Annotated in this window: 22 protein-coding genes; 19 read left to right on the top strand and 3 right to left on the bottom strand. The window is 43.1% G+C overall.

Annotation, left to right across the window (positions count from 1 at the left end):
- Positions 1–121: 121 nt before the first annotated feature.
- From M2444_RS17085 to M2444_RS17060, 6 genes are all read left to right on the top strand, one after another.
- Positions 122–1,276, top strand: a complete 1,155-nt coding sequence (locus tag M2444_RS17085) for an MFS transporter (protein ID WP_094872984.1) — start codon at positions 122–124, stop codon at positions 1,274–1,276.
- A gap of 90 nt (positions 1,277–1,366) precedes the next feature.
- On the top strand, positions 1,367–2,092 hold the full coding sequence (locus M2444_RS17080) for a phosphonate ABC transporter ATP-binding protein (protein ID WP_060623387.1): 726 nt from the start codon (positions 1,367–1,369) through the stop codon (positions 2,090–2,092).
- 28 nt (positions 2,093–2,120) lie between these two features.
- Entirely contained in the window at positions 2,121–3,410 is a 1,290-nt protein-coding gene (locus M2444_RS17075; protein WP_256989962.1) for a hypothetical protein, read from the top strand.
- Entirely contained in the window at positions 3,403–4,101 is a 699-nt protein-coding gene (locus tag M2444_RS17070; RefSeq protein WP_042128265.1) for a response regulator transcription factor, read from the top strand. The genes M2444_RS17075 and M2444_RS17070 overlap by 8 nt, the downstream gene beginning before the upstream one ends.
- On the top strand, positions 4,098–5,555 hold the full coding sequence (locus tag M2444_RS17065; RefSeq protein ID WP_094877440.1) for a sensor histidine kinase: 1,458 nt from the start codon (positions 4,098–4,100) through the stop codon (positions 5,553–5,555). Before M2444_RS17070 ends, M2444_RS17065 begins: the two co-directional genes overlap by 4 nt.
- 11 nt (positions 5,556–5,566) lie before the next feature.
- Positions 5,567–6,625 carry a GNAT family N-acetyltransferase gene (locus M2444_RS17060; protein ID WP_179283704.1) on the top strand — a complete coding sequence of 353 codons (1,059 nt, stop codon included), beginning with the start codon at positions 5,567–5,569 and terminating at the stop codon, positions 6,623–6,625.
- 195 nt (positions 6,626–6,820) lie between these two features.
- Here the strand turns inward: M2444_RS17060 and M2444_RS17055 are convergent, their stop codons facing one another.
- The gene (locus M2444_RS17055; RefSeq protein ID WP_094869166.1) at positions 6,821–8,044 is read right to left on the bottom strand and encodes a glucose-1-phosphate adenylyltransferase; all 1,224 of its coding nucleotides are present in this window, start codon (positions 8,042–8,044) and stop codon (positions 6,821–6,823) included.
- Between the two features lie 214 nt (positions 8,045–8,258).
- Here M2444_RS17055 and glgB point away from each other — a divergent pair, with 214 nt between their 5' ends.
- The 6 genes from glgB (at position 8,259) to M2444_RS17025 (ending at position 15,986) form a co-directional block, all read left to right on the top strand.
- A complete protein-coding gene (gene glgB, locus M2444_RS17050) occupies positions 8,259–10,196 on the top strand; it encodes a 1,4-alpha-glucan branching protein GlgB (RefSeq protein WP_280787555.1) in 1,938 nt (645 codons plus the stop codon).
- Between the two features lie 46 nt (positions 10,197–10,242).
- Positions 10,243–11,667 (top strand): glycogen synthase GlgA, encoded by a 1,425-nt coding sequence (gene glgA, locus M2444_RS17045; protein WP_280787554.1) that lies wholly within the window; start codon positions 10,243–10,245, stop codon positions 11,665–11,667.
- Positions 11,668–11,999: 332 nt separating this feature from the next.
- Positions 12,000–12,818 (top strand): transporter substrate-binding domain-containing protein, encoded by an 819-nt coding sequence (locus tag M2444_RS17040; protein ID WP_280787553.1) that lies wholly within the window; start codon positions 12,000–12,002, stop codon positions 12,816–12,818.
- Positions 12,819–12,924: 106 nt separating this feature from the next.
- Positions 12,925–13,590, top strand: coding sequence for an amino acid ABC transporter permease (locus M2444_RS17035; protein WP_256989731.1), 666 nt, complete (start codon positions 12,925–12,927; stop codon positions 13,588–13,590).
- Positions 13,577–14,299: an amino acid ABC transporter ATP-binding protein gene (locus M2444_RS17030; protein WP_042188767.1), complete on the top strand. Its 723-nt coding sequence runs from the start codon at positions 13,577–13,579 to the stop codon at positions 14,297–14,299. The genes M2444_RS17035 and M2444_RS17030 overlap by 14 nt, the downstream gene beginning before the upstream one ends.
- 157 nt (positions 14,300–14,456) lie before the next feature.
- Positions 14,457–15,986: a Ppx/GppA phosphatase family protein gene (locus tag M2444_RS17025; protein WP_179283756.1), complete on the top strand. Its 1,530-nt coding sequence runs from the start codon at positions 14,457–14,459 to the stop codon at positions 15,984–15,986.
- Here M2444_RS17025 and ppk1 read toward each other — a convergent pair.
- Positions 15,958–18,048 carry a polyphosphate kinase 1 gene (gene ppk1, locus M2444_RS17020; protein ID WP_094878190.1) on the bottom strand — a complete coding sequence of 697 codons (2,091 nt, stop codon included), beginning with the start codon at positions 18,046–18,048 and terminating at the stop codon, positions 15,958–15,960. The genes M2444_RS17025 and ppk1 overlap by 29 nt on opposite strands.
- A 400-nt stretch (positions 18,049–18,448) precedes the next feature.
- Here ppk1 and M2444_RS17015 point away from each other — a divergent pair, with 400 nt between their 5' ends.
- Positions 18,449–19,108 carry a 3D domain-containing protein gene (locus M2444_RS17015; RefSeq protein WP_280787552.1) on the top strand — a complete coding sequence of 220 codons (660 nt, stop codon included), beginning with the start codon at positions 18,449–18,451 and terminating at the stop codon, positions 19,106–19,108.
- 138 nt (positions 19,109–19,246) lie between these two features.
- Here M2444_RS17015 and M2444_RS17010 read toward each other — a convergent pair whose 3' ends face one another.
- Positions 19,247–20,128 carry a polysaccharide deacetylase family protein gene (locus tag M2444_RS17010; protein ID WP_280787551.1) on the bottom strand — a complete coding sequence of 294 codons (882 nt, stop codon included), beginning with the start codon at positions 20,126–20,128 and terminating at the stop codon, positions 19,247–19,249.
- Between the two features lie 187 nt (positions 20,129–20,315).
- Between M2444_RS17010 and M2444_RS17005 the strand changes: the two genes are divergently transcribed.
- From M2444_RS17005 to M2444_RS16980, 6 genes are all read left to right on the top strand, one after another.
- Positions 20,316–21,350: an NADH:flavin oxidoreductase/NADH oxidase gene (locus M2444_RS17005; protein ID WP_280787550.1), complete on the top strand. Its 1,035-nt coding sequence runs from the start codon at positions 20,316–20,318 to the stop codon at positions 21,348–21,350.
- Positions 21,351–21,437: 87 nt separating this feature from the next.
- A complete protein-coding gene (locus tag M2444_RS17000) occupies positions 21,438–22,142 on the top strand; it encodes a dihydroorotate dehydrogenase electron transfer subunit (protein ID WP_280787549.1) in 705 nt (234 codons plus the stop codon).
- The gene (locus M2444_RS16995; RefSeq protein ID WP_094878194.1) at positions 22,135–23,067 is read left to right on the top strand and encodes a dihydroorotate dehydrogenase; all 933 of its coding nucleotides are present in this window, start codon (positions 22,135–22,137) and stop codon (positions 23,065–23,067) included. Before M2444_RS17000 ends, M2444_RS16995 begins: the two co-directional genes overlap by 8 nt.
- Before the next feature lie 23 nt (positions 23,068–23,090).
- Complete coding sequence (lpdD, locus tag M2444_RS16990) at positions 23,091–23,429, top strand: prenylated flavin chaperone LpdD (RefSeq protein ID WP_280787548.1); 339 nt, start codon at positions 23,091–23,093, stop codon at positions 23,427–23,429.
- Between the two features lie 70 nt (positions 23,430–23,499).
- A complete protein-coding gene (locus tag M2444_RS16985; protein ID WP_094878195.1) occupies positions 23,500–24,168 on the top strand; it encodes a PspA/IM30 family protein in 669 nt (222 codons plus the stop codon).
- Positions 24,169–24,290: 122 nt separating this feature from the next.
- Complete coding sequence (locus M2444_RS16980; protein ID WP_094878196.1) at positions 24,291–24,695, top strand: DUF350 domain-containing protein; 405 nt, start codon at positions 24,291–24,293, stop codon at positions 24,693–24,695.
- Positions 24,696–24,697: the final 2 nt, after the last annotated feature.

Raw genomic sequence — 24,697 nt, 5'->3', positions numbered from 1 at the left:
TCTCTTGTTTTGAAGAGGGTTGTCCACTATAATGTTCGGTGTTTGCCAATTGGCGTTAGAACAAATTAGCGTTATTAATCATAGGGGGATATCATCTGTGTCAGACAGGCCAAGATTATCTATTCGAAGTAACAGCAAAATGAATTTCATGATTCTTATTACCGCTACTATAGCGGCTGGACTCAGCCAAGGAATGCTGCTTCCCGTATTATCCATTCTATTGGAGCAGAAAGGAGTTTCCTCTTCGCTTAATGGACTAAATGCAGCTGCTTTATACATAGGATCATTCGGAATGACCTTGATTGCTGAAAGAGTTCTCGGAGCGATTGGATTCAAAAAACTGATTGCTGGCGGGATAAGCTTAGTCTTAGTAAGCTTGCTCTTATTCCCCTTTTTTCCTGGAATCAAAATATGGTTTGTGTTACGTCTACTTGTTGGTGTTGGTGATGCAGCTATCAATTATGCCGCCCAGCTGTGGGTGCTGCTAATGACGCCTGCCGAGCATCGCGGACGAAATCTTTCCCTGTATGGGATGTCCTATGGTCTGGGGTTTAGTTTGGGGCCACTTGGAATCAGTCTGCTGCGCTTTGGTCAGGCAACACCTTTTATTGTTCTAGCTTTTCTTTTTTTGCTGGTCCTAATACTTGCCATTACAATGCTTCCAGATTCACGACCAGATAAAGTTGATAGTGGAGAAAGTCAGGTACGCCGGTTTGGACGTTGTTACAGTTTAGCATGGTTCGCTTTAATTCCTGCACTCCTTTACGGTTTCATGGAAGCAAGCTTAAACAGTAATTTTCCAGTGTATGGCCTCCGGATCGGATACAGCACGGATCAAATTGCAGCCTTATTGCCTTTTGCGGGCATAGGGGGACTGTTGTTACAATTCCCGTTAGGACTGTGGAGTGACCGATTTGGTCGGAAGAAGGTGTTGATTCTTACTGGGATTGGAGGCGGAATTGCCTTCGCATTATTGCCATTAGCAGGTGACCATTTCAAAGTGACGATGGTGCTGTTGATGATTGCAGGTGGACTTGTAGGTTCCTTTTTCTCGTTAGGGCTTAGTCTGGCTGCGGATATTTTACCACGACATTTACTGCCTGCTGCAAATGTGGTTGCTTCTTTTCATTTTAGTATAGGCAGTATTATAGGTCCAGGTATCGGCGGTTTGCTCATGCAAGTCGGCTGGGGCGGGGGGATTTTCGGCTTAATGGGCGCTTTATATATCGCCTTCGGATTGTTGGGGTTATTTTTCTCGCCACGGCAAAAAATTTGAGGTAAGATAAGAACGAGTGCTCGCATGGAAATTCATCTGGCTTTCAGAGTACACTATAGATTATAGATAAAGACAGGGAGAGGCTGAACTATGATCACAGTTGAACACTTAGCAAAGGCAGTTGGGGAAGATAAGAACCCAGTTCTACAGGATATAGGGTTTCAATTAGAACCGGGTGAGTTCGTAGCAATACTTGGAGCTAGCGGTAGCGGTAAGACCACTTTACTGCGCTGTTTAGCGCTGCGTGAGAAGTGGGATAGAGGGAATTTTAGAGTGGACGGTACAGATATAATGGCGAGTGCCTTTACAGGTAAAAGAAAAATCCGCCGCGAATGGGCATACCTGGAGCAGAATGCAGAGCTCAATCCTAACCGTACTGCGTTGAAAAATGTACTGATCGGCCAGTCAGCGCAAACGCCGTTATGGCGAATGGTCACTGGGATGGTGCGTTCAGATGATTATATGGGTGCAATGGATGAATTGGATGCCCTTGGACTCCTGGATAAGGCGAAGATGAAGACAAGTCAACTCAGCGGCGGAGAAAGGCAGCGTGTAGCGATTGCTAGAGCGTTGACTCACGGTGCCAAAGTGATTTTAGCGGATGAACCGGTTACGGGATTAGATCCTAAATCTGCGGAGAGTGTCTTGGAAACATTGCGGAAGCTCTGTAAAGAAACCGGGCTTACGGTTGTAACGGTGTTACCGATTGAATTAGCGGAACGTTTTGCTACACGTCTATGGGTACTAGAAGATGGCAGAATTAAGCATGATATAAAGGGGCGCAGATTAACGTTCCAAGAGCGTGCAAATCTTTAAATATAGGACACGGATAAGGAAAAGAGTGATGAAGTTGAATATGAGAAGTCTTAGGTGCTTTGTAGCCGCAACGCTGACGTTATCCGTACTGTCGGGTTGTACTTTCATCAGTGATCCTGTTTCTAAGATGAAATCCCCACAATTGTCTGCTGACAAAGCAACGCTTATGGCTGCTATTAATTCACTTAAGCCAGCAGGTTCCACGTTGATTCGTCCGACCAATGACGATGATAGTACCATCTTTACTGAGGATCTCAATAAGGATGGAGTTATGGAGACGCTAGTGTTCTATAAGACGCCTGGAGAAGCCGTAATAATTCACGGGATGATACTGGAGAAACAGGGCGACACTTGGGTCAAAAAACTTGTATTCGATGGCGACGGATCTGTACTGGAGTCGGTTGATTTGAAGGATATGACGGGTGATGGGAAGCTTGAGATTGTTACCGGCTATTCACAAGGTGAAGAAAAAGGTCTTGTCGTTTATAGCTATTCCAGCGGATCATTAGAAGAAGTACTTTCACATCCTTATACAAAATATATGATTGAGGATATTAATGGGGATGGAATTGAAGACATCACCGTTGTTTACTTTAAAAGAAATGAATTTGCAACCATTTCGGTCTATCAATACAATGATGGCTTTAAGGTGCTCGATAAGCTTGAGAATATCGACCCTTATTTTAATAATTATTACAATATTGTTGCAGGAAAAATCTCAGAGGATAAAGAAGGAATCGTATTGGATGCTGCGGTGGATTCCCAATCTGCGTATACCTCAATTGTCGTTATGGAGAATAACAAGCTGCGCGTCGTATTACCAGGCGATGCGCGAACTTTTAAAGATCGTCGGATTGCAAGCGAAGATATTGATCATGATGGCATTATTGAAATTGGATTGCTTGAGGCACCTAAAGGATGGGAGTATTTCGATCCAGCTGAAACTCCATACTTTACCACTTATTATAAATGGGATGGAAAGGAAGGTCTGACCTTTGCAACCCAGCTATATCATGATCCATCGGATCGATTCAATATTAATTTTTCACCGGAATGGCATGGGAAGGTGACAGTGGATACGAAATCGGTTCTGGATGAGAACCTTAAGTTCATCATGTCAGATACCGGTGAGACGGTTGCTGAGGTTTCCTTCTTCTCTCCTTCAGAATGGGATCGCGTAAAGAATGACGGTTGGGATCTGCTTGCACGTGATGCAGACAAGGTCATCGCCTACCGCGGTAAGTTAGAACAAAGTACAAGAAAAGAAGGAAGTAATAAAATTGCTTCTCCTATAGAAAGGAAGGGAATAGATGAGTAAAGTACTGATACTGGAAGATGAGGAGTCCATTCGTAGTTTTATTGTCATTAACTTGAAGCGTAATGGGTTTGAAGTGATAGAGGCTGCGGACGGGCATGAAGCCCTTCACAAGTTAACCACGATCCCTGATATTGATATTGCTCTATTGGATGTAATGGTTCCGGGTATTGATGGATTTGAAGTATGTAGGCGGGTAAGAGAAACCAATGAACGTTTGGGGATTATTTTTCTGACAGCCAAGGTTCAAGAGCAAGATAAGGTATATGCATTATCTGTAGGAGCAGATGACCATGTTAGCAAGCCATTCAGCCCGACAGAACTGATTGCTCGAATTCAATCATTGCTGCGCCGAGTAAACGTTCATCGTGAACAGTCAGCGAAAGTTTCTTTCGTTTCAGGACCATTTACCTTGGATCTTATTTCCAAACATTTTAAACGTGATAATGAAGCGATTGAACTGACACCCACGGAGTTTTCATTGATCCAATTCTTTCTCGAAAAAGAAAATACGCCGCTCAGCCGCGATCTTCTGCTGGATCATGTGTGGGGCAAGGAGTATATGGGAGATCCAAAGATTGTGGATGTGAATATTCGTCGTCTGCGTCAAAAGATAGAGAATAATCCGTCAGAGCCAGAATTTTTGCAAACGGTATGGGGACACGGATATAGATGGAAAGGCCAAGTACAATGATTAAGAAGGGGATGCGCAGACAAATTGTTCTACACTACATTCTTGTAGTTTTTTTGGCGCTTCTCCTAGTAGAAGTTATCTTCCTGCTTGCCATCAGAACGTATTATTATGACAGTGTATATAGCAAGATGAAAAATCATATTACCACTGCAGAGTCGTTTTTTCATAAATACGAGCTAGAGGGCGATAACAACTCGACCCAGCTGCAAAAGCTGCTGGAAAGATTTGAGTTGAACAATACTGAGCTAGAAGTATTAACCTTGACTGGGGATATGATCACCAGTTCGACTGGTTTTCAGCCAGACCGTACGATTACAACTAGTGATGTCCCTGAAGCAGTGGGCGGGAGTATTGGGCGCTGGGTAGGGCGCCAGAGCGGTACTAACGAGAGTGTTATGGCTGTGTCTAAAACGGTGCAAATTCACGGACGTGATACGTATATTCTAAGATATCTTACTTCACTCGAAGGTATTAACAACGACTTGCTTAATCTTACATTACTGTCCATTGGTATAGGTGCGGCTGTTATGGCTGTTGTTATCGTGTTCAGCATCGGGCTTGCCAATTCAATTGTAAAGCCGCTCAATAACATTACGGCGGTTTCAGCCCAGATGGCTAAGGGTAGATTTAATGTGCGGATTAAGGGGAATTACAAATTTGAGATTGGTGACTTGGCTTCCACGCTGAATTATATGGCTCAGGAAATTGTGCGCAGCAATCAGATTAAAGATGATTTCATCTCGTCCATTTCACATGAGCTTCGGACGCCCCTTACTAGTATTAAGGGTTGGAGTGAAACCTTGGTCTCTGGTGGCTATGATCCGGAGGAGACGAAGCTTGGAGTCAGCATCATTTCCAAAGAAAGCGAACGCTTGATTGGTCTGGTAGAGGAGATTTTAGACTTTTCAAAGCTGCAGCAGAACCAGATGAAGCTGTCCATTGGGATTGTTGATGTGAAAGTGTTACTTCAGGAGACCATACTAAATATATGGGCCAAGGCAGAGAAGAAACGGATTCACTTGCTTCTTGAATGTGAGGAAGGGATCTTTGTTAAAGGGGATGCCAACCGTCTAAAACAAGTATTCTTAAATCTGGTAGACAATGCTGTGAAGTTTTCCCATGAGGACTCCAGTATAGAATTGTCTGCGAAGAGACTTTCCAATACAGAGACTGCTATCATAGTTCGTGATAGCGGCATTGGGATTAGTGAAGCACATATCTCCAGGGTTAAAGACCGTTTCTTTCAAGTGGATGCGTTGAACGGAGGAACGGGCTTAGGTCTAGCCATCTCACAACAAATCGTGGAACTTCACCACGGGAAGCTCGAAATGGAAAGTGAGCTAGGTAGTGGAACTGAAGTTACCGTAATCTTGCCTCTTACTGAGAAGCTGCCTGAAGTCAATTCAGATCATGTAGCACAAATTACAGCTACCTTACCTGAATCAGATGTCTAGGAGGTATGGAAATGGAAGTATGGGGGAATTCGATTCGGATCGTTCGTGGAGAGCCTGATCGGACAGGTGATATCTTGAGGCTGCTGCAGGAAGCAGCAAATTGGATGGAGCGAAATGGGATAAAGCAATGGACCCCCGGCCAATTTAACGAGGAGGATATTACAGGTTATTTCGCCGATAGGCATGTATATCTTGCGATTGACGGTGAATTAGTAGTTGGAATGTTCACGTTACAATTCAGTGATCCTCAATACTGGGGAAGCAAAAACGATGAGTCTTATGCATATTTGCATAGATTAGCTGTAGCGGGATCACACCGCAGTCAGGGACTTGGTCAGCATATGCTTAAATATGCTGTGGTGCGAGCCAAGGAGCTTGGATACAGAGGACTCAGATTTGATACCGTCGCACATAACATTAAACTTAATCGTTATTATCAGAGCATGGGTTTTCATTACATGGGTACTAACGATATGGGAAATGGTCGTTTAGTGAACCTGTATGAGCATTTTGAGGAACAACCTGATGCCGATCGTCTGATTCTTAGATTTATTTCTGAATCGGACTTTGAGCACTTGAAACGATGGAGTGTTTCACCTGAGTATCTGAAGCAATGGGCTGGACCTTCGCTAACTTTTCCACTTGACGATGACCAGCTTACTAAGTATTTAGATGGAGCTAATCATCCAGCGAATTCTGATCGCCTTATCTTCTGTGCGGTGCACGAAGCTACTCAGCAGGTCGTGGGACACATCAGCTTTTCAGGCATAGACCGGTCCAATCGATCTGCAAGTATTGGCAGAGTAGTAGTAGATACTGATTATCAGGGAAGAGGCTTTGGAACAAGGATGATGAATGAAATGCTCCGAATCGGATTTGAGGGCTTGGGTATGCATCGTCTTTCCCTGGGGGCTTACGCTTTCAACACCGTTGCCCTGAAAACCTATGAGGCACTGGGCTTTAAGCGGGAGGGTGTAGTGCGTGAATCGGCGCTGTTTGGAGAGCAATATGTAGATGGTGTGGAAATGAGCATTTTAGATCGAGAATGGTTAGCACTCCAAGAATCATAAAAATTAACTTCTAACAACCGAAGGGGCTGTTGCTCTGGTCATGATCGACCAGGACAACAGCCCCTTTTTATAAATATAATAATATATAAGTTTCACACTATACATTATCCTTATATTTCTCGCATAAACGCTTACCGTCCATTTGGGACGCCGAAGGCGTTTTTGCTTGATAAAGAATTTATATATATAATGGTTTTATGAAGGGAGAACTTCCCGTAGACGTCCTGTCTTCTCATAAACATCCTGAAACAGACGGGAGGGTTGATTTCGAACCGCTGGCTTAGGAGCTACGGTCTCATAGGGCCCAACAACTACAATATTATTAATACTTCCCTTGACGACAGCACCATCCTTAATAATGGCGCCTTCACCAATAATGGCATTTTCAATCTGTACTCCACGTCCAATGCGAACGCCAGGCATAATAACGCTTTGTTTAATTTGGCTCATTTTTCCAATTTCCACACCATTGAAGATTACAGAACGTTGCAGGCTGCCTTCTTGTGTGCAGAATTCATTCACGAGAGAGTCCGTTGATGGCATCTGAACACGTGGTTTATGAACAGCAAGCTTAGTCCGGCGAATCCGGCTATACATCGGCCAATGAGCTTTGTCGAGCTTCATGCCATTGTTTTTTTGCAGAAGATCCATATGTGCTTCCCAGAGACTACCCACAGTACCAACATCTCTCCAATATCCTTTGAAGCGGTAAGCGAATAAATCATCATTCTGATCAAGCATTGTTGGTATAACGTCTTTACCAAAGTCATGACTGGAATTCGGATTAGCTGCATCCCGCAACAAGTGCTCCTTCAGATAAGCCCACTCAAACAGATATATACCCATAGAAGCTAAATTACTTTTAGGTACTTTTGGTTTTTCCGCAAATTCAGAGATTTTCAGTTCCTCATTTACGTTCATCACTCCAAAACGGCTAGCTTCATCCCATGGCACCTCCATGACGGAGATCGTGGCTTTAGCAGCCTTGCCAACATGATAATCCAGCATTTTGCGGTAATCCATATGGTAAATATGATCACCGGACAGAATAAGTACATGCTCTGGATTACAACTATCGATATACTCAATATTCTTATAAATCGCATCAGCTGTTCCTGTATAGCTGTCTCTGCCTTCAACACCGGAAGGAAGCAAGGTGACACCTTTATCCTTTTGACTATGTAAGCCCCAAGGTTCACCTTCACCGATGTGATCGTGCAAGGATTCAGCTTCATATTGCGTAAGAACACCTACTGTATCGATTTTAGAATTTACACAATTACTTAGTGGGAAATCAATAATTTTATACTGTCCACCGAAAGGGACTGCAGGCTTAGCCATACTGGAAGTCAAGGGAGCCAATCTGCGGCCTTCCCCTCCTGCCAAGAGCATGGCGATACAATCTTTTTTGTTATTCATTTGTTATCCCTCCCATTATTTTGTCAATGCTTGTTATATAAACGCACGACAAGCACTTGAAACGACATAGGTGAAGTATATTGCTGTGTAAAAAGAAAAATTACAATTAATATTTCTTTATCAGAAAATCTTTTGTTTTCACATCAAATCATTTTCAAAATGGTAATATTCGGGTAATCTAATAGGTACAAGCATTCAAAAAGGTGGTGTAGAATTGGCTGAAATCGCAACAATCGATATCCTTCCGTCAGCTGCTGATATTTATTTGTTCCATGAGGGCACCAATTTTCGCAGCTATTCTATGCTGGGTGCGCACACTGCCGCTGAAGAAGGCGTTACGGGCGTGCGCTTTACCGTGTGGGCTCCTCATGCGACATATGTAGGACTAGCTGGTGATCATAATGGCTGGGATGGAACGCAGGACATGGACTCGTTATATAAGATACCCGATTCAGGATTTTGGAGTCGCTTTTTTCCGGGAATAAAGCCGGGAACTTTTTACAAATACAGAATTGTTGCCAGTGATGGCTCCAGCTTTCTCAAAGCGGATCCATTTGCCTTCAAAGCTGAGGTTCGACCGGCAACTGCATCCGTTGTTACGGATCTCAGTGGTTACCGTTGGGGAGATGCTGCATGGCGGAGAAAGAGCAAAGCTCCGTATCATCAACCGCTGAACATTTATGAGATGCATTTTGGAACTTGGCGTCAAAAAGAAGATGGGGAATTTTATAGCTACCAGGAAATGAGTGAAATATTAATTCCTTATTTGGTGGAAATGGGCTATACCCATGTAGAGTTTATGCCACTTGCTGAGCATCCATACGATTTATCTTGGGGCTATCAAGGAACGGGGTATTTCGCAGCTACGAGTCGGTATGGTGAACCCCATGAGCTAATGTATTTAATCGATCACTTGCACCAAGCAGGCATTGGTGTCATTCTGGATTGGGTTCCGGCCCATTTTGCAAAGGATGCACATGGTTTAAGAATGTTTGATGGCTCGCCACTTTATGAATATGCAGATCCAATGTTGGCGGAGAAACCAGGCTGGGGGACTCTTTCGTTTGACTTCAGCAAGCCAGAGATTTCATCGTTCCTCATTTCTAATGCGCTCTTTTGGTTTGAGTATTATCATATTGACGGGATGCGGGTAGATGCGGTTACCAGCATGCTTCGTCTCGATTTTGAAAAACAGGCTCATCAATACCGGCGTAACGTGAATGGGGGTCTGGAGAATTTAGAGGCCATTAAATTTATTCAGAACCTGAATAAAGCGATATTTCAGTACTATCCTAAGGCATTGATGATGGCAGAAGAATCCAGTGCGTGGCCTGGAGTTACAGCGCCAGCTCATGAAGGGGGTCTCGGTTTCAACTATAAATGGAATATGGGATGGATGAATGATACTTTGGGCTACATAGAACATGATTTCTGGGGTCGCCCTCATCATCATAATTTATTAACATTTCCAATATGTTATGCTTATGCCGAAAATTATGCATTACCGTTATCACATGATGAGGTTGTACATGGCAAGAAGTCGTTACTTGACAAAATGCCAGGTTCTTATGAGCAAAAGTTCGCAGGACTTAGGCAACTGCTCGGTTATCAAATTTCCCATCCCGGAAAGAAACTCCTGTTCATGGGAGGAGAATTTGGTCAATTTATCGAATGGAAGGATCAGGAGCAGCTGGATTGGCTACTGCTGGACTATGACAGCCATCGTAACATGCTAGCTTACACTGCTGCACTTAATAAACTGTATCGCTCGGAGAAAGCCCTGTGGGAGCTTGATCATTCCCAAGAGGGTTATCAATGGATTGATGCAGATGACAATGAACAAAGCGTGATTTCATATCTGCGTAAAGGCAAGAAGCCAGGAGATACGTTGCTGTTTATCATCAATTTTCAACCTGTCCAACGTCAACAGTATCGTATAGGCGTTCCACGCCCAGGAATTTATGAAGAGCTCTTTAGCTCAGAAGATGTAGCGTTCGGAGGGTCGGGTATACACAACTTGCCTCAGAAGAGCAAAAAGTTAGAATGGCATAATCAGGTGAACAGTATAGAGCTAACATTACCGCCTCTTAGCTTCCTGGTGTTTAAGAAATCGTCACGAGTGGGTAAGAGTAAAGAGGCAAATGAGTCATAGAAAAGAACGAATAGAGAATCCGTACACTTTAAAGGGGGAAATAATCATGAAAGTTTTATTTGCCGCAGCTGAAGCTCATCCATTTATCAAAACGGGTGGTCTGGCCGATGTCATTGGGGCATTACCTAAAGCGCTGAAGGGTGCCGGGGTGGATGTACGAGTGATTTTGCCTAAATATCGTGGGATTCCAGAAAAGTTCACTTCAAAAATGGAGCCTTTAACAGAAGTGTATGTGCCAATCGGTTGGCGTAATCAATACTGCGGGATCGAGCATATGGTTTATGACGGTATCCCCGTTTACTTTATCGACAATGAATATTATTTTGGACGGGACGGAATCTACGGATATATGGACGATGGAGAGCGCTTCGCGTTCTATAATCGTGCGGTGCTGGAGTGTCTGCCAGCGATTGATTTTCAGCCGGACGTCTTGCATTGCCATGATTGGCATGCGGCTGTAATCCCCATGCTGCTACAGGGGCATTATCGACATGATCCATTTTACAAAGAGATGCGAAGTGTATTTACTATACATAACCTGTTGTATCAGGGCGTGTTTCCTTATGAAGTACTTGGGGAGTTATTGGGTCTCGACAGTAGTTATTTTCTAGGGGTTGAGTATTACGGAAATGTGAATTTCTTAAAAGGAGGCATTGTATACAGCGACCGTGTCACCACAGTAAGTCCAACCTACTCGGAAGAAATTCGGACACCTTATTATGGTTACGGATTGGATGGTCTGTTAAATGCGAGAGCGGATGTTTTGAGCGGTATTGTGAATGGAATTGATACAAAAAGCTATAATCCTGCAACAGATACAAGTCTTGTTACCCGTTACCGTTCTAATCTATCTAAGAAAACGGAGAACAAATTAGCCTTGCAGGAGGAATTAGGACTACCTGTGGATGCCAATATTCCGATGGTAGCTATGGTTACCCGTCTTGTGGATTCCAAAGGCTTAGATTTGCTTACTCGTGTATTGGATGAACTGCTATATAATGATGACATTCAATTTGTACTGCTTGGAACGGGGGATGAGTCCTATGAGCGATGGTTCAGGGAAGCGGCTTGGCGTTATCCGACAAAGCTATCTTCGCAAATCCTCTTTAATGATGCTCTCTCACGTAAAATATATGCCGCAAGTGATATCTTTCTTATGCCTTCCAAGTTTGAACCTTGTGGCATCAGTCAGCTTCTCGCTTTGCGCTATGGCAGCATACCCGTTGTGCGGGCAACCGGTGGCCTGAATGACACGGTTCAACCTTATAATGAAGAATCCGGTGAAGGGAACGGCTTTACGTTCAGCAACTATAACGCCCACGATATGATGTTTACACTTCGCCGGGCGATCTCGTTATACAAGCAGCCAGAACACTGGAAAAAGATTACGAAAAATGCCTTCGCTGGCGATTATAGCTGGAATGTATCGGCTCAGCAGTACATTGATATTTACAATGAAATTACGGAATAAAGATTCATCAGATTCTGTAATAGGTTAATAAGGGAGTGCGCTGAAGTATGATTCATACTTTAGTGTACTCCTTTTTTTGATGGAAATTATTAAGGGCAATTTGCCGCATGATTTGGTTAAGAGAGGGAATAGTAAAAATGTATAAAATTATATAAAAATTGAATAAATTTGGAATGATAGGTCTAAGAAGATGAGCTCTTTGCTGTGAAACCCAATAAAAGGAAGTTATTGTCACAATTATGCCTTTGCATATTCATGCGTTCTGATTTATAATAAGTCGGTCAAAGGGACTACTAAGATTTTTTTTTCATAAGAATAGGGGAGATATAGAAATGAACAAATGGGGTAAACTTAGTTTAGGTATGCTATTAGCAGTAGGCCTGTTGTCAGGCTGCGGTCAAAATAAAAATGATAGTGATACCGCTGCAAGTGGAGATGCAATTAACGGTGGGGCTACTAAGAAGCTTACTATGGGCACAAGTGCAGATTTTCCTCCTTACGAATTCCATAAGGTAGTAGACGGTAAAGATACTATCGTGGGCTTCGATATCGATATTGCTAAGGAAATTGCTGCCGATATGGGTGCAGAGCTTGTGATTAAGGACTTGCCATTCGATTCACTATTAAACGAATTGTCCAGTGGAAGAGTAGATATTGTAATTTCTGGGCTGAGCCCGACGGAAGAACGCAAAAAAGCTGTTGATCTTTCAGACATTTATTACAAGGCGGAGCAAGCGATTGTTGTGCGCGAAGCGGACAAAGATAAATACGCCACTATGGATGCTGTAAAAGGTACAAAGATTGGTGTACAAACCGGATCCATTCAAGAAGAAATTGCTAAAGGGATCGAGGGAGCGAAAATCACTTCACTTGGTAAAATCTCTGAAATCGTTCTACAATTGCAATCCAATCGTGTAGATACTGCTATCATTGAAGGACCCGTCGCCAAATCATTCGTTAAGAATGTTCCTGGTCTTGTAATCACTGATGCTAAGCCAGAAGTTGAGGATGACGGTTATGCTATTGGTATTAAAAAAGGAAACAAAGAGCTACTGGATCAAGTAAACAGCACACTGACACGTTTAAACTCAGAAGGTAAAATTGATGAGTTTGTGACGGCAGCTAGTGAGCTTGCAGATAGCACGAAATAAAGAAATAACGTATTTTTTTAAAGGCTGCTTAAGTAAATTGTATGTGTATACAGAAAATAGCGGCAATAAGCTATTTTCTATTTTTTTGGAGATGGGAGGATAGAATATGGACATTAAATTATTTCAAATGGCTTATGATTATCGTGATTTTTTCCTGACCGGTTTGCAGTATACCCTACTGCTTGCTGTTCTGGGTGTATTCTTTGGTTTTATTCTAGGGATTATCGTTTCCTTGCTACGTATGTCCAAATGGGGTGTGCTTCGCTTCTTGGCAACAGCCTGGGTAGAATTCCTTCGTGGTACACCTATGCTTGTACAACTGTTTCTCATCCATTATGGATTGGCTACGTTTGGGATTGAGTTTACACCGATTCAGTCGGGTGCAATTACCTTATCCATTAACAGTTCTGCTTATCTTGCAGAGATTTTCCGTGCGGGGATACAGGGTGTAGATCGTGGACAAATGGAGGCAGCCCGTTCGCTTGGTATGAAGCAAGGGATGACTATGCGTCATATTATACTCCCTCAAGCACTTAAGAGTGTTCTCCCGGCCATCGGAAATGAATTCATCACTATTATCAAGGAATCATCCATTATTTCTTTTATCGGCGTAACGGATTTGATGTTTCAAGCCCGAACAGTTACAACGATTTCTTACGATGGTATGACACCCCTAGTAATTATCGCATTTATGTACTTTGTGCTGACATTTACGCTATCGAAGATTCTGGGTAGACTGGAAAGGAGGCTGAATACCGATGATCGCCGTTAAGAATTTGCAAAAAAATTATGGGAAGCTGGAAATTCTCAAGGGAATTGACTTGGAGATTCATAAAGGTGAGGTCGTCGTCGTTATCGGACCGAGTGGATCGGGTAAAAGTACCTTTCTGCGCTGTTTGAATCTCCTGGAGCAGCCAACTGGTGGCGAAATCACTTTTGAAGGTGAATCTATTACCTCCAAAAAGCACGATATTAATGTCACGCGTGAGAAGATGGGAATGGTATTTCAGCAATTTAACCTCTTTCCTCATAAAACAGTTCTGCAGAACATTACACTAGCACCGATTAAGGTAAAAAAACAGCAGCAGTCCGAAGCGGATAAATTCGCAATGGAGCTGCTTAAGACAGTAGGCCTTGAAGATAAAAAGGATGCTTATCCTGCTCAGCTGTCCGGAGGACAGAAGCAACGGATCGCGATTGCCCGTGCGCTGGCGATGCAGCCTCATGTGATGCTCTTTGACGAGCCAACCTCAGCCCTTGACCCAGAGATGGTCGGTGAGGTGCTGGAGGTTATGAAGAAGCTTGCAGAAGATGGGATGACTATGGTCATTGTTACACATGAGATGGGCTTTGCCCGCGAAGTGGGCGACCGTATTCTATTTATGGATGGCGGCGTGATTGTAGAGCAGGGTACACCTGCACAAGTATTCGGCAATCCTCAGCATGTACGTACTCAGGATTTTTTAAGTAAAGTGTTATAAATAAGTCAAATTGTAGCGGCGCTCGGGCAGGTTATCCGGGTGCCGCTTTATTTTTTTAACAGTTGCGTGATTTGAGGATATAATGGACTGAGTTCATTTATTTATGTAAACCATGTATAATAGATGGTCAATCAACTTGAAAAGGAGTACATACATAATGAGAGATGATCTGCGCCGGATCGGCATTATTGATATTGGTTCTAACTCCATACGTCTTGTAATCTATGATACAACGCCGGAGGGAGGCTATAAGATCATCAAGGAGTGTAAGTACTCTGCGCGTCTTAGTGAGAAGATTACGAAGGAAGGCCGACTGGAACAGAAGGATATGGAGACCATAATTCCAGTCTTGCGCCAGTTTAAAGAGATCTGCAATGCTTTTGAAGTGGAGACTATTCGCGCAGGGGCTACAGCGGCAATCAGAAATGCAGCTAACTCCAGTGAAATTATTGCCTTTTTGTCAGAAGCATCTACCATTCCAATTGAGGTTATCAGTGGCCATCAGGAAGCTTACTTTGGTTTCTTGGGTGTTATAAACGCATTTAATGTTGAGGATGGCTACGTCATCGATATTGGTGGCGGGAGTACTGAAATTACACTTTTTCGCGGGCGGCGATATCAGCATAGCATTTCCTTTCCGTTCGGAGCGGTGAACACCAATCTTATGTTTGGTCAAGGCGGGAACTGGAATGGAGAGCAGATTCAGAAACTTGAAACCTATGTTCTGGGGAGATTGGTTGAACATGATTGGCTTAACGCAACAGCAGGCCTTCCGTTGTTTGGTCTGGGAGGCACGGTTCGTTCTTTAGGGAAGCTGGATCAAAAGACTAGAGCCTACTCTTTACCAAACTCTCATGGCTACACCATGGCCAGTGAGACGATTGAGCATTTTATGAACACATTACCTTCAATGCCTTATGATAAACGTAAAGATTTAGACGGGTTGTCTAAGAGTCGGGCAGATATCATTGTGTCCGGGTTGATTATTTTTCATACGGTATATCAGTATATTGGGGCTAGCCAGGCTGTAATCAGCGGGGAAGGGCTCAGGGAAGGTATGTTACATGATTTACTGAAGCCAGAGCAACCGGTGCGGGACAGTGCGCTTGAATACAGTTTAAATACGATCATTCGGTTTGATATTCGTACCTCTAAACGGTATTTAGATCATATTAATAAGCTTGCGCTAAGTCTGTTTGACGCGTTCAAGGATGAGGAGAATAAAGCTGAACACGAGATGTTAATTTATGTATCCATCATGCTACATCGAACGGGGTCTAACATTAACTATTATCAATCTAAACGGCACACCCTGTATTGGCTGATGAATTCACCGATTCGTGGACTGACACACCGCCAGCTTATCCTGTGCGCGTTGATTGCCTCGTACAGCACAAAAAGCCGGAAGCAGAAATTGTCCCAGATGTATAAGGACATTTTGCTGCCTTCCGACGAAGAGTGGATTCATAAGCTCGGATCGCTTGTACAGCTAAGCATTACACTGGACAGCACCGAGATCGGGATTGTAAGCGGCTTGAAAGCTAATTTACACGGCAATACCCTTAATCTGGACCTTGAGGGCGCTTCAGCGCTTCTGATTGGTCTAGAGGACATTGAGAACGCCATAAAAGCATTTAAGAATGCTTGGACTGTGAAGGTTAAACTCGATTTTCCTTCCAACGTGTAACATCCATTGCTGCGAACTGGCTCCGGAAAGGGGCCTTTTTGTCGTCTGCTTGCTCGTAATATCCATTAGGCTGTAAGAAGCTTGCCTTCACATTATCTTTAAGGGATAGTTCAAGAATCTTAACAATTTGTTTGCGAATATTGCTGTCTCTTACCGGACACATCAGCTCGATCCGTCGAGTTAGGTTTCTTGTCATCCAATCTGCACTGGATAAATACACCTCAGGATTCCCGCCATTTTCAAAATAGTAAATTCTTGAATGTTCCAGAAAGCGGTCGACAATACTGCGAACCGTAATGTTTTCGCTCAAACCTTCAATCCCCGGACGAAGACAACAAACCCCCCGAACGATTAAATCGATAGATACACCAGCCTGTGCGGCACCATATAAATCGTCGATGACTTGTTGATTAGAGAGTGAGTTCATTTTGGCAATGATACGTGCAGGTCTTCCAGCTGCAGCATGCTCCGCTTCACGCTTCATCAATTTTTGTAAGGAAAGGCTCATGTCCGTTGGAGCTACAATGAAGGAATTCCAGTCAAAATCAGCGGAATAGCCCGTCATTTGATTAAACAGCTCTGAAGCATCAAGTCCGATATCGCTTTGAGCAGTAAATAGACTGAGATCCGTGTAGACTTTGGCTGTACTGTCATTGTAGTTTCCTGTGCCTACATGTACGTAGCGACGTAGCTCTTGACCTTCCTGACGGACAATCAAGGTAACTTTGGCATGTGTTTTGAGTCCAACAAGACCATATACAACATGACATCCGGATTTTTCAAGTTGACGAGCCCAAGCGATGTTGCGTTCCTCATCAAATCTGGCTTTTAACTCAACAACTACTGTTACCTGTTTTCCGGATTCAGCAGCATTAGCCAGTGCAGTAATCAGAGGAGAGTTACCGCTAACCCGATAGAGTGTCATCTTAATAGCCATTACTTGTTCGTCCTCTGACGCTTGAATGATAAAGTCCGTCATCGCATCAAAGGATTCGTAAGGGTGGTAGACCAGCACATCTCGCTCACGTAATACCTCGAAGAAATCCTCGTTCTCTTCAAATTCAGCTGGGTAGACCGGCTCAATACTTGGATAGTTTAAGTAACTAAAGCCCTTAATACTGCCGGCGAAGTTACGAAGGAAACTTAGATCTAGCGGACCTTCAATTTCGAATACGAAATCTTCAAGTTCAAACTCAGCTTGCAGCTGTTCCAAAGCATATGGATGAATTCCTTTTTGTACTTCAAGTCTTGCTGGAACACCGCGGCGACGCTTGCGCAGCTCCTTTTCAATCTCTTCCAGAAGATCCTCGGCCCCTTCTTCGTCGATCGTGAGATCAGAGTTGCGGGTCAAACGAAATTCACTAACGGCAACCGGCTCGTAACCACTGAATAAAGTTTGAATGTGATGACGGATGACATCCTCTATAAATACGAACTGCCGTTTCTTACTGTTAGATCGGTGTGGTAGTGGAATACATCTTGGCAGATTTGATGGAATTTGCAGAATAGCAAAAAAAGGCTCTTCTTCAAGGCCATTCTTACGAGTAAGAACAACTGCTAAATAGATAAATTGGCTATGAACGAGTGGAAACGGTCGACTCTGATCTACAGCCATTGGCGTAAGTACAGGATAGATGATATCCCGGTAATATTGTTCTATGGACTGTTCCTGTGCATGAGTGAGATCCTCATAATCCACAAAAACGATACCTTCTTTATGCAAACTCCGTGAAATATCACGGAAAATCCGGTATTGGTCGGCAACAATTTTGGTAACTCGTTTGATGAGACGTTTGTATAGCCCGGAAGGGGTGTAGCCAGTGAAATCTTTTTTAGTATAGCCTGCCCGGATTTGATCTTGAATTCCTGCCACTCGAACGCTTATGAACTCATCAAGATTGCTTGAGACGATAGCCAGAAATCTAGCCCGTTCCATTAGCGGATTATCGGGGTCTTGAGCTTCTTTAAGCACGCGTCGGTTAAATTCGATCCAGCTCAAATCTCTATTGAGGTAAGCAGTGGCTGGGCTGCTTTGGTTGTTTTTATTCTCTTCTGTATTCATGGGACCTCCAAATATGATTCGTGTCTATATCTATTCTATTTATCATATTCTATCATTCTACTATTGGATAAAGCATGAAATGTTAACGCTATGTAAAATATTCGGGAATTTTATATGTTATTTTTTTAAAAAATGTGTATGAATCTTTAAATTTAGTTTACATAATAAAAAATATGTTAACCAGCACCTCCAAAAATGACAATATTGAAACTTGATTTTTCATAATGGTAACAATTACATAAGCACAGGTTACAAAATTGTGATATATTAAGTCCTGTCAGTTTTACAAAAGACTGCAACACACCAAGAAATCACACACGGGATGTACATAAGTACTTAAAATGTACACGAGCGTATACGGAAGTCATACCGTTCACGCCCATCTAATGAGGAGGCAATTATGAAAAACAAATTTAGAACAATTAAAACCCTTGCTGCAATTATGGGAATCAGTGCATTATTGCATGCTGTTCCAGCTCATGCAGACAGCGTTCATATCGCTAAGGATGGCAACACTTTTTATACTTTATCCAAGCAATATAATGTAGGTATGAATGAATTAATGAAAGCAAACCCAAAGGTTGCAGCCCTTAACATTTACGAAGGTCTTGAAATTACTATCCCTAGTAAGATGCAGGCTGAGTCCGTAACTACAACTGACAAATCTCCAGTGATTACACCAAGTCTGAATGTAAACTCAGAGTCCAAAACAGTTGAAGCATGGGGGAAGTCGTTTAATTATGACAAATCGATTCAAGTCAAAGCTTCAGCTTATTCTTCTGCAAGCAGTGAGAATGGCGGATGGGGTGCAGTAGATTATTTCGGAAATCCTCTCAAGATCGGTACTATTGCTGTTGATCCAAATGTGATTCCTCTTGGTACCAAAGTATTGGTGACAGGGCATTCACATGATGGATTGCCTAAAGATGCATTCTTAGCAACGGCAACGGATGTAGGCGGTGCTATAAAAGGCAATCGTATTGATATCTTTATTCCTGGTAGCCAAAGCTTTGTATCAACATTTGGTTATCAATATGTACAATTATACATTGTTAAATAGATAGATAAAAATAGAGAAAATTTTAATTATTAAAGAGATATGAAAAGTTCTAAAAAAAGGTTACACAGGAAACGGAGGGAGTCCTTAGCGGCTACCTCCGTTTTTTTTACGTATAGAAAATATATATTTGTGGGTGTTTTATTTACTTTTGGACACCTGTAGTAATTGAGGAACGGTAACGAAAGTATAGCCCCGCTTGCGCATAATCGTGATTACTTCAGGTAAAGCCTGAATCGTTCCTTGTAGATGACTACCTGGACCGCCTCCACCGTGCTGAAGAATAATCGCTCCTCTTCCAATATGGGCCAGAATATTATTTCTGACTTGGTTTTTGGAAAGTCCTTTCCAATCCAATGAGTCCACATTCCAATTCACGAGCGTATAGCCATGGCTTTTCGCCCATTTTAGCTGCTGTTCACTGATATCCCCATAGGGTGGGCGTATTAGTCGTGGTTTATATCCGGCCAAGGTTTGTATAATATCCTCGGTTTTTATGATTTGTGATTGAAAATCATTCATCGCAAGCTTCACAAACTGAGGATGATTATACGAATGATTTCCAATTGCATGTCCTTCTCTAATCATTCTTTTCACCAAAGCCGGATGTTTTTTTGCTCTGCTTCCCACCACAAAGAAGGTTGCTTTGACATTATATTTTTTTAAAACGTTTAGCAATTGGGGGGTGAATCTTGGATCAGGAACATCATCAAAGGTAAGTGCTATGACTTTATTCCGAGGTCCACTAGTCTTAAAAGTCTCTGGGTATTTGTGTAACAGCTGACTTAATGTAAGACCTTTAGCGTTTTTAGTGCTGTTAAGCGTCGAACTATTTGTAGCAGCGCTACCTGCTGAAATGGCCGTATCTTCCTCTGAAACGGGTATACTTGGTGTTTGTTCTTGTGGAGTCTTCTGACTCTGCACGGACGCTGACGCAACCTCTGAAGAATAGGTTGGGAATAGCATAGTTATGATTGTTCCTAATATTACGAGCAGTTTCTGACCTCTCTGTTGAAAATACATCCCCATCTGCCTCCTTTACAACCTGATCACCGTCATATTCTTAATTGTTATCCCCATAGCTGGGTAGATTTATGCTGCTGACTATACAGTTTGCGTTTAGATTTCTTGAAGGTTCCAATGCATGTATACTAATAGAACGGGGAATTTCCCGAACCCATTATAGATTACGGAAGGGATGGAGACATGAATGTCTGATTTGTTTGCACCGTATGAATTGAAGGGATTATCGTTGAAAAATCGTATTGTCATGCCGCCTATGTGTCAGTATTCGGTGGATAAAGAGGATGGCATTCCTAATGATTGGCATTATGTTCATTATGTAAGCCGTGCAATTGGCGGTACAGGTTTTATTATCGTGGAAATGACAGGCGTACATCCAGACGGTAGAATCACTAATCGAGATACAGGAATCTGGAATGATTCGCAAATTGAGGCTTATCGTAGAATCACAGATAGTGTACATGCATATGGATCAAAAATCGCTGTTCAATTAGGACATGCTGGACGTAAAGCAGTGGATGCTGAGCCGCCGGTGGCTCCATCAGCCATTCCCTTTGATGCTAATTCCAAAACGCCACAAGCGCTTTCTAAGGAAGGAATTTTAGCGTTGATTGAGGCTTTCCGTGAAGGTGCACGCAGAGCTGTGGATGCAGGATTTGATACGGTCGAAATTCATGGTGCACATGGGTATTTAATTCATCAGTTTCATTCTCCATTGACGAATACCAGAGATGATGAATATGGACAAGATCCTGCATTGTTCGGAGAACAGATAGTTAAAGCAGTCCGAGAAGTGGTTCCTGTGGATATGCCATTGATTATGAGAATATCTGCGAAGGAATATGTAAAGGGTGGATATGATGCTGAATACGCTCTGGATATTTGCCGACGGTACAAGAATGCTGGAGTGGATCTGTTCCATGTTTCTTCTGGAGGCGAAGGTCCTATAGGTTCAAATGGAGGGCCGGGTGCAGGCCCTGCTTATCAAGTGGATCTGGCAGAGTTTATCCGTAGTGAATTACAGGTGCCTGTAATTGCAGTGGGGCGGCTTGAATCCTTTACTGAGGCACAGTCCATCGTCGCAGAAGAACGGGCAGAGCTGATAGCCGTTGGCCGTGGGATGTTGAGCGATCCCTATTGGGCTTTACATGCGGAAGAGGCACTTGGAGGCGTACGTAATGTACCCAAACCTTATGAACGCGGGATCTGGAAAAAGAGATAGCTCGCTTTGAATGTGAAGTTTGTCACAGATTTTATGCTCCTTCTAAGGCAATCTTAATAAAGATAAAATTTGAAGGAGCTTGATAACGTGGGGATGGTTTTAAGTAACGATCGGCTAACTGACGGAGTGTACCACCTTAAAGTTGAAACGAATAGCGGCGGTGAAATGGGTCAATTCTACATGTTACGGGCATGGGGTGCTTATCCGATCCTTTCCAGACCGTTAAGTATACATGAAGTAAAAGAAGATAGTGTTGAATTCTTATATCACGTAGTGGGGGAAGGCACTGAAATATTTTCACGGTTGACTCCTGGTGACTCAGTGGAGCTTGAAGGGCCTTTTGGCACGGGATTCCCACAGGTGGAAGGCAAGGTTGCGCTTATTGGTGGTGGAATCGGAATAGCGCCGCTATATTATTGTGCAAAGCAGCTGCCTAGTAGTGATATCTTTCTAGGTTTTAGTCGCGAAGCTTACCGGACAGAAGCTTTTCGTCCATTAGCAGCCGAGCTTACAGTAGATGTAGGCGGATTTATTTTGGATCGTGTGGATTTTAGTCAATATGATCATATTTTCGTCTGCGGCCCACATCCTATGCTTAAAGCAGCACAGCTTAAAGGGTTAGCGGCTGAAGAGGCGGGTAGCAATACAAAAGTTTATCTCTCTCTAGAGAATCGAATGGCTTGCGGTATTGGAGCCTGTCTTGTTTGTAGTGTTTCTTGTCGTGATGGTCAGCGAAAAGCCTGTGCAGACGGACCCGTGTTCCTTTCTGAGGAGGTGATTTTCCATGACTAAGATGAGCACAACAATTGCAGGCGTTCATTTTAAGAATCCGATTGTAATGGCTTCAGGAACCTTCGGCTTTGGTCGTGAATATGGAAAGCTGTATGATGTTTCCTCGTTAGGTGGAATCTCAGGGAAGGGGCTCACCCTCCATCCCAAAGCAGGTAACCCTGGCACTCGAGTATACGAGACAGCCTCTGGTATGTTGAATAGTGTTGGATTGGAGAATCCGGGGGTATCCGCGTTTTTGGAAAAAGAATGCCCTTATTGGGAAACACTCGATACAGCCCGTTTGGTGAATCTTGGGGGCGGAACGCTTGAGGATTACGTACTTGGAGCAGAAATGATCCAGCGTGATGCAGATCTTCGATCAAGCGCAGGTAAACCAGCTGTTGATATGATTGAGTTGAATATTTCCTGTCCAAATGTAAAAGAGGGCGGAATTGCATTTGGAATCAAGACTTCAGAAGCGCAAAAGGTAGTACAAGCTGTTAGGCGTGCCACTAAGCTACCACTTGCGGTAAAGCTGTCTCCAGGTGCTGAAAATATCGTTGAGATGGCTCAAATGTGTGAGGAAGAGGGAGCAGATGCCGTCTCGCTGATTAACACCATTTCCGGGATGAAGATCGATGTGCGACGGAGAAGTAGTGTATTTAATAACTTATATGCCGGATTGTCCGGACCAGCGATTAAGCCAGTTGCTTTGCGTATGGTGCATCAAGTCGCACAGAACATATCTATTCCAGTAATCGGAATGGGGGGCATCACCACAGCTACTGATATTATTGAATTTATTATGGCAGGTGCTTCGGTAATCCAAGTCGGAACCTACAATTTTATGAATTTGAGAGCAGGCAGCCAGCTTGTTGAAGAACTTGAGCAATTCATGGTTCAAGAGAATATTCAATCCTTAGATGAAATACGTGGCATTATATAAAGTGGAGTAGTGAGGAGATACTATTGACTTCAAACAAGATTAACCCTGAGGATATTGGGCTGACGGCGACGCCAGTCGGACGGGATCTCTTACTCGTAATCAGTGGTGGTGTTCGTCATATTGGAGCGGCAAGTACTGCGTATTTGAATGGAGAGCGGGTAGAAGTGCAGACCTCTGCCGTTCCTCATCATAAAGAGCATACGATAAGTGAAGATATTGCGATCAGGGTAGCTAAGGCTCTAAATAGGACCGTCACAGTTGTGATGGGGATTCATTACGACGATCTTTCGAAAGAAGGCATTATGAAGGTAGTAGAGATAGTAAATAATAAAGTTAATCAATATTTAGCGCAACAAATTTGAAACGGAATTGGCAATTCTGCGTAAAAGATATCAAGTGGGTTTTTAAATTATCTTTTGGAGGAATGAAACCATGTCTATATTTAAAAGATTGCGCGATTTAACAATGTCTAACGTGAATGCGATTATTGACAAAGCAGAAGACCCGATTAAAATGACGGATCAGTACATTCGTGATATGACCGAAGATTTGGAAGATGCAGAAAAAGCAGTAGCGGCTCAAATCGCTATTGAGAAGAAGTTCAAGCAGCTGTATGAAGAGCAGGAAGCGCTTGTTAACAAACGTACGCAACAGGCACATGCTGCAGCTCAAGCTGGTAATGTTGACCTTGCTCGCCGTGCTCTGGAAGAAAAGAAGGCTGCTGAAGCTAAACTGGTAGAATATAAAGCGAGCTTCGACCAGAATAAAGCATCTGCGGATAATCTTCGCGGGAAGCTGGACGAAATGCGCAAGCAGCTTACTCAGATGAAAAACAAACGCGAAACCTTGGTTGCTCGTTATAATGCTGCCAAAGCTCAAACTGAAATTAATAAAGCAATGAGCGGTTTCAGCTCTGATTCCGCATCTGCTGGCCTGAAACGTATGGAAGACAAAATGCTGCAAGCAGAAGCTCAAGCCGAAGCCAGCAACGAGATGAGCTCGGGCAACAAATCACTTGATGATGAGTTCGAGAAGTTGAACAAAGATCAAGCAGTAGAAGATGAATTGGCTGCTCTGATGAAACAATACGAGAAGCAATAACATTTGATCTTAGCCGTTTCACGGCTGATGTTCACAGGCGAAGGGGAGACAGGACTATCGTTTCCTCTTCGCTTTATCTATGCTTATGACAGCATGCAAAATGAATAAGCGGGGGCTATAGAATGGATTTCCATATCCTGGTGTCCATGGTCGTGTGGACAGTGAGCGGCGCGGTGTTGCTGTTTGTGCTGATGTTCGTAGATTCACTTTTCACTCGATACAATGATTTAGAAGAGTTAAAGGCTGGAAATATGGCAGTTACTACACGTTTTGTAATGAAGCTATTGGCACAGGCATTCATTTTATCATCATCGATAGCTGCTTCTAACAGTCTGCTAGATGCTTTGCTGATCTCGATTGTATCTTTTTTTCTTTTGCTTATATTGGAAAGAACGGTCCGTCTCCTCTTGGCTAAATGGGGGAATCTGGATCTGGATCATGGTACACAGCTTGGCAAAATCGGGTACGGCTTATTATCAGGCTCACTGCAAATTACGGGAGCTTTAATTATTTCTGCATTTATGTAGGG

Origin of the sequence: Paenibacillus sp. PastF-3 (assembly GCF_029893135.1) — a bacterium.
Taxonomy (GTDB): Bacteria; Bacillota; Bacilli; order Paenibacillales; family Paenibacillaceae; genus Paenibacillus_AQ; species Paenibacillus_AQ nitricinens.
Note: the sequence above shows the minus strand (reverse complement) of the source record. Positions and strands in the feature narration are given on the sequence as shown.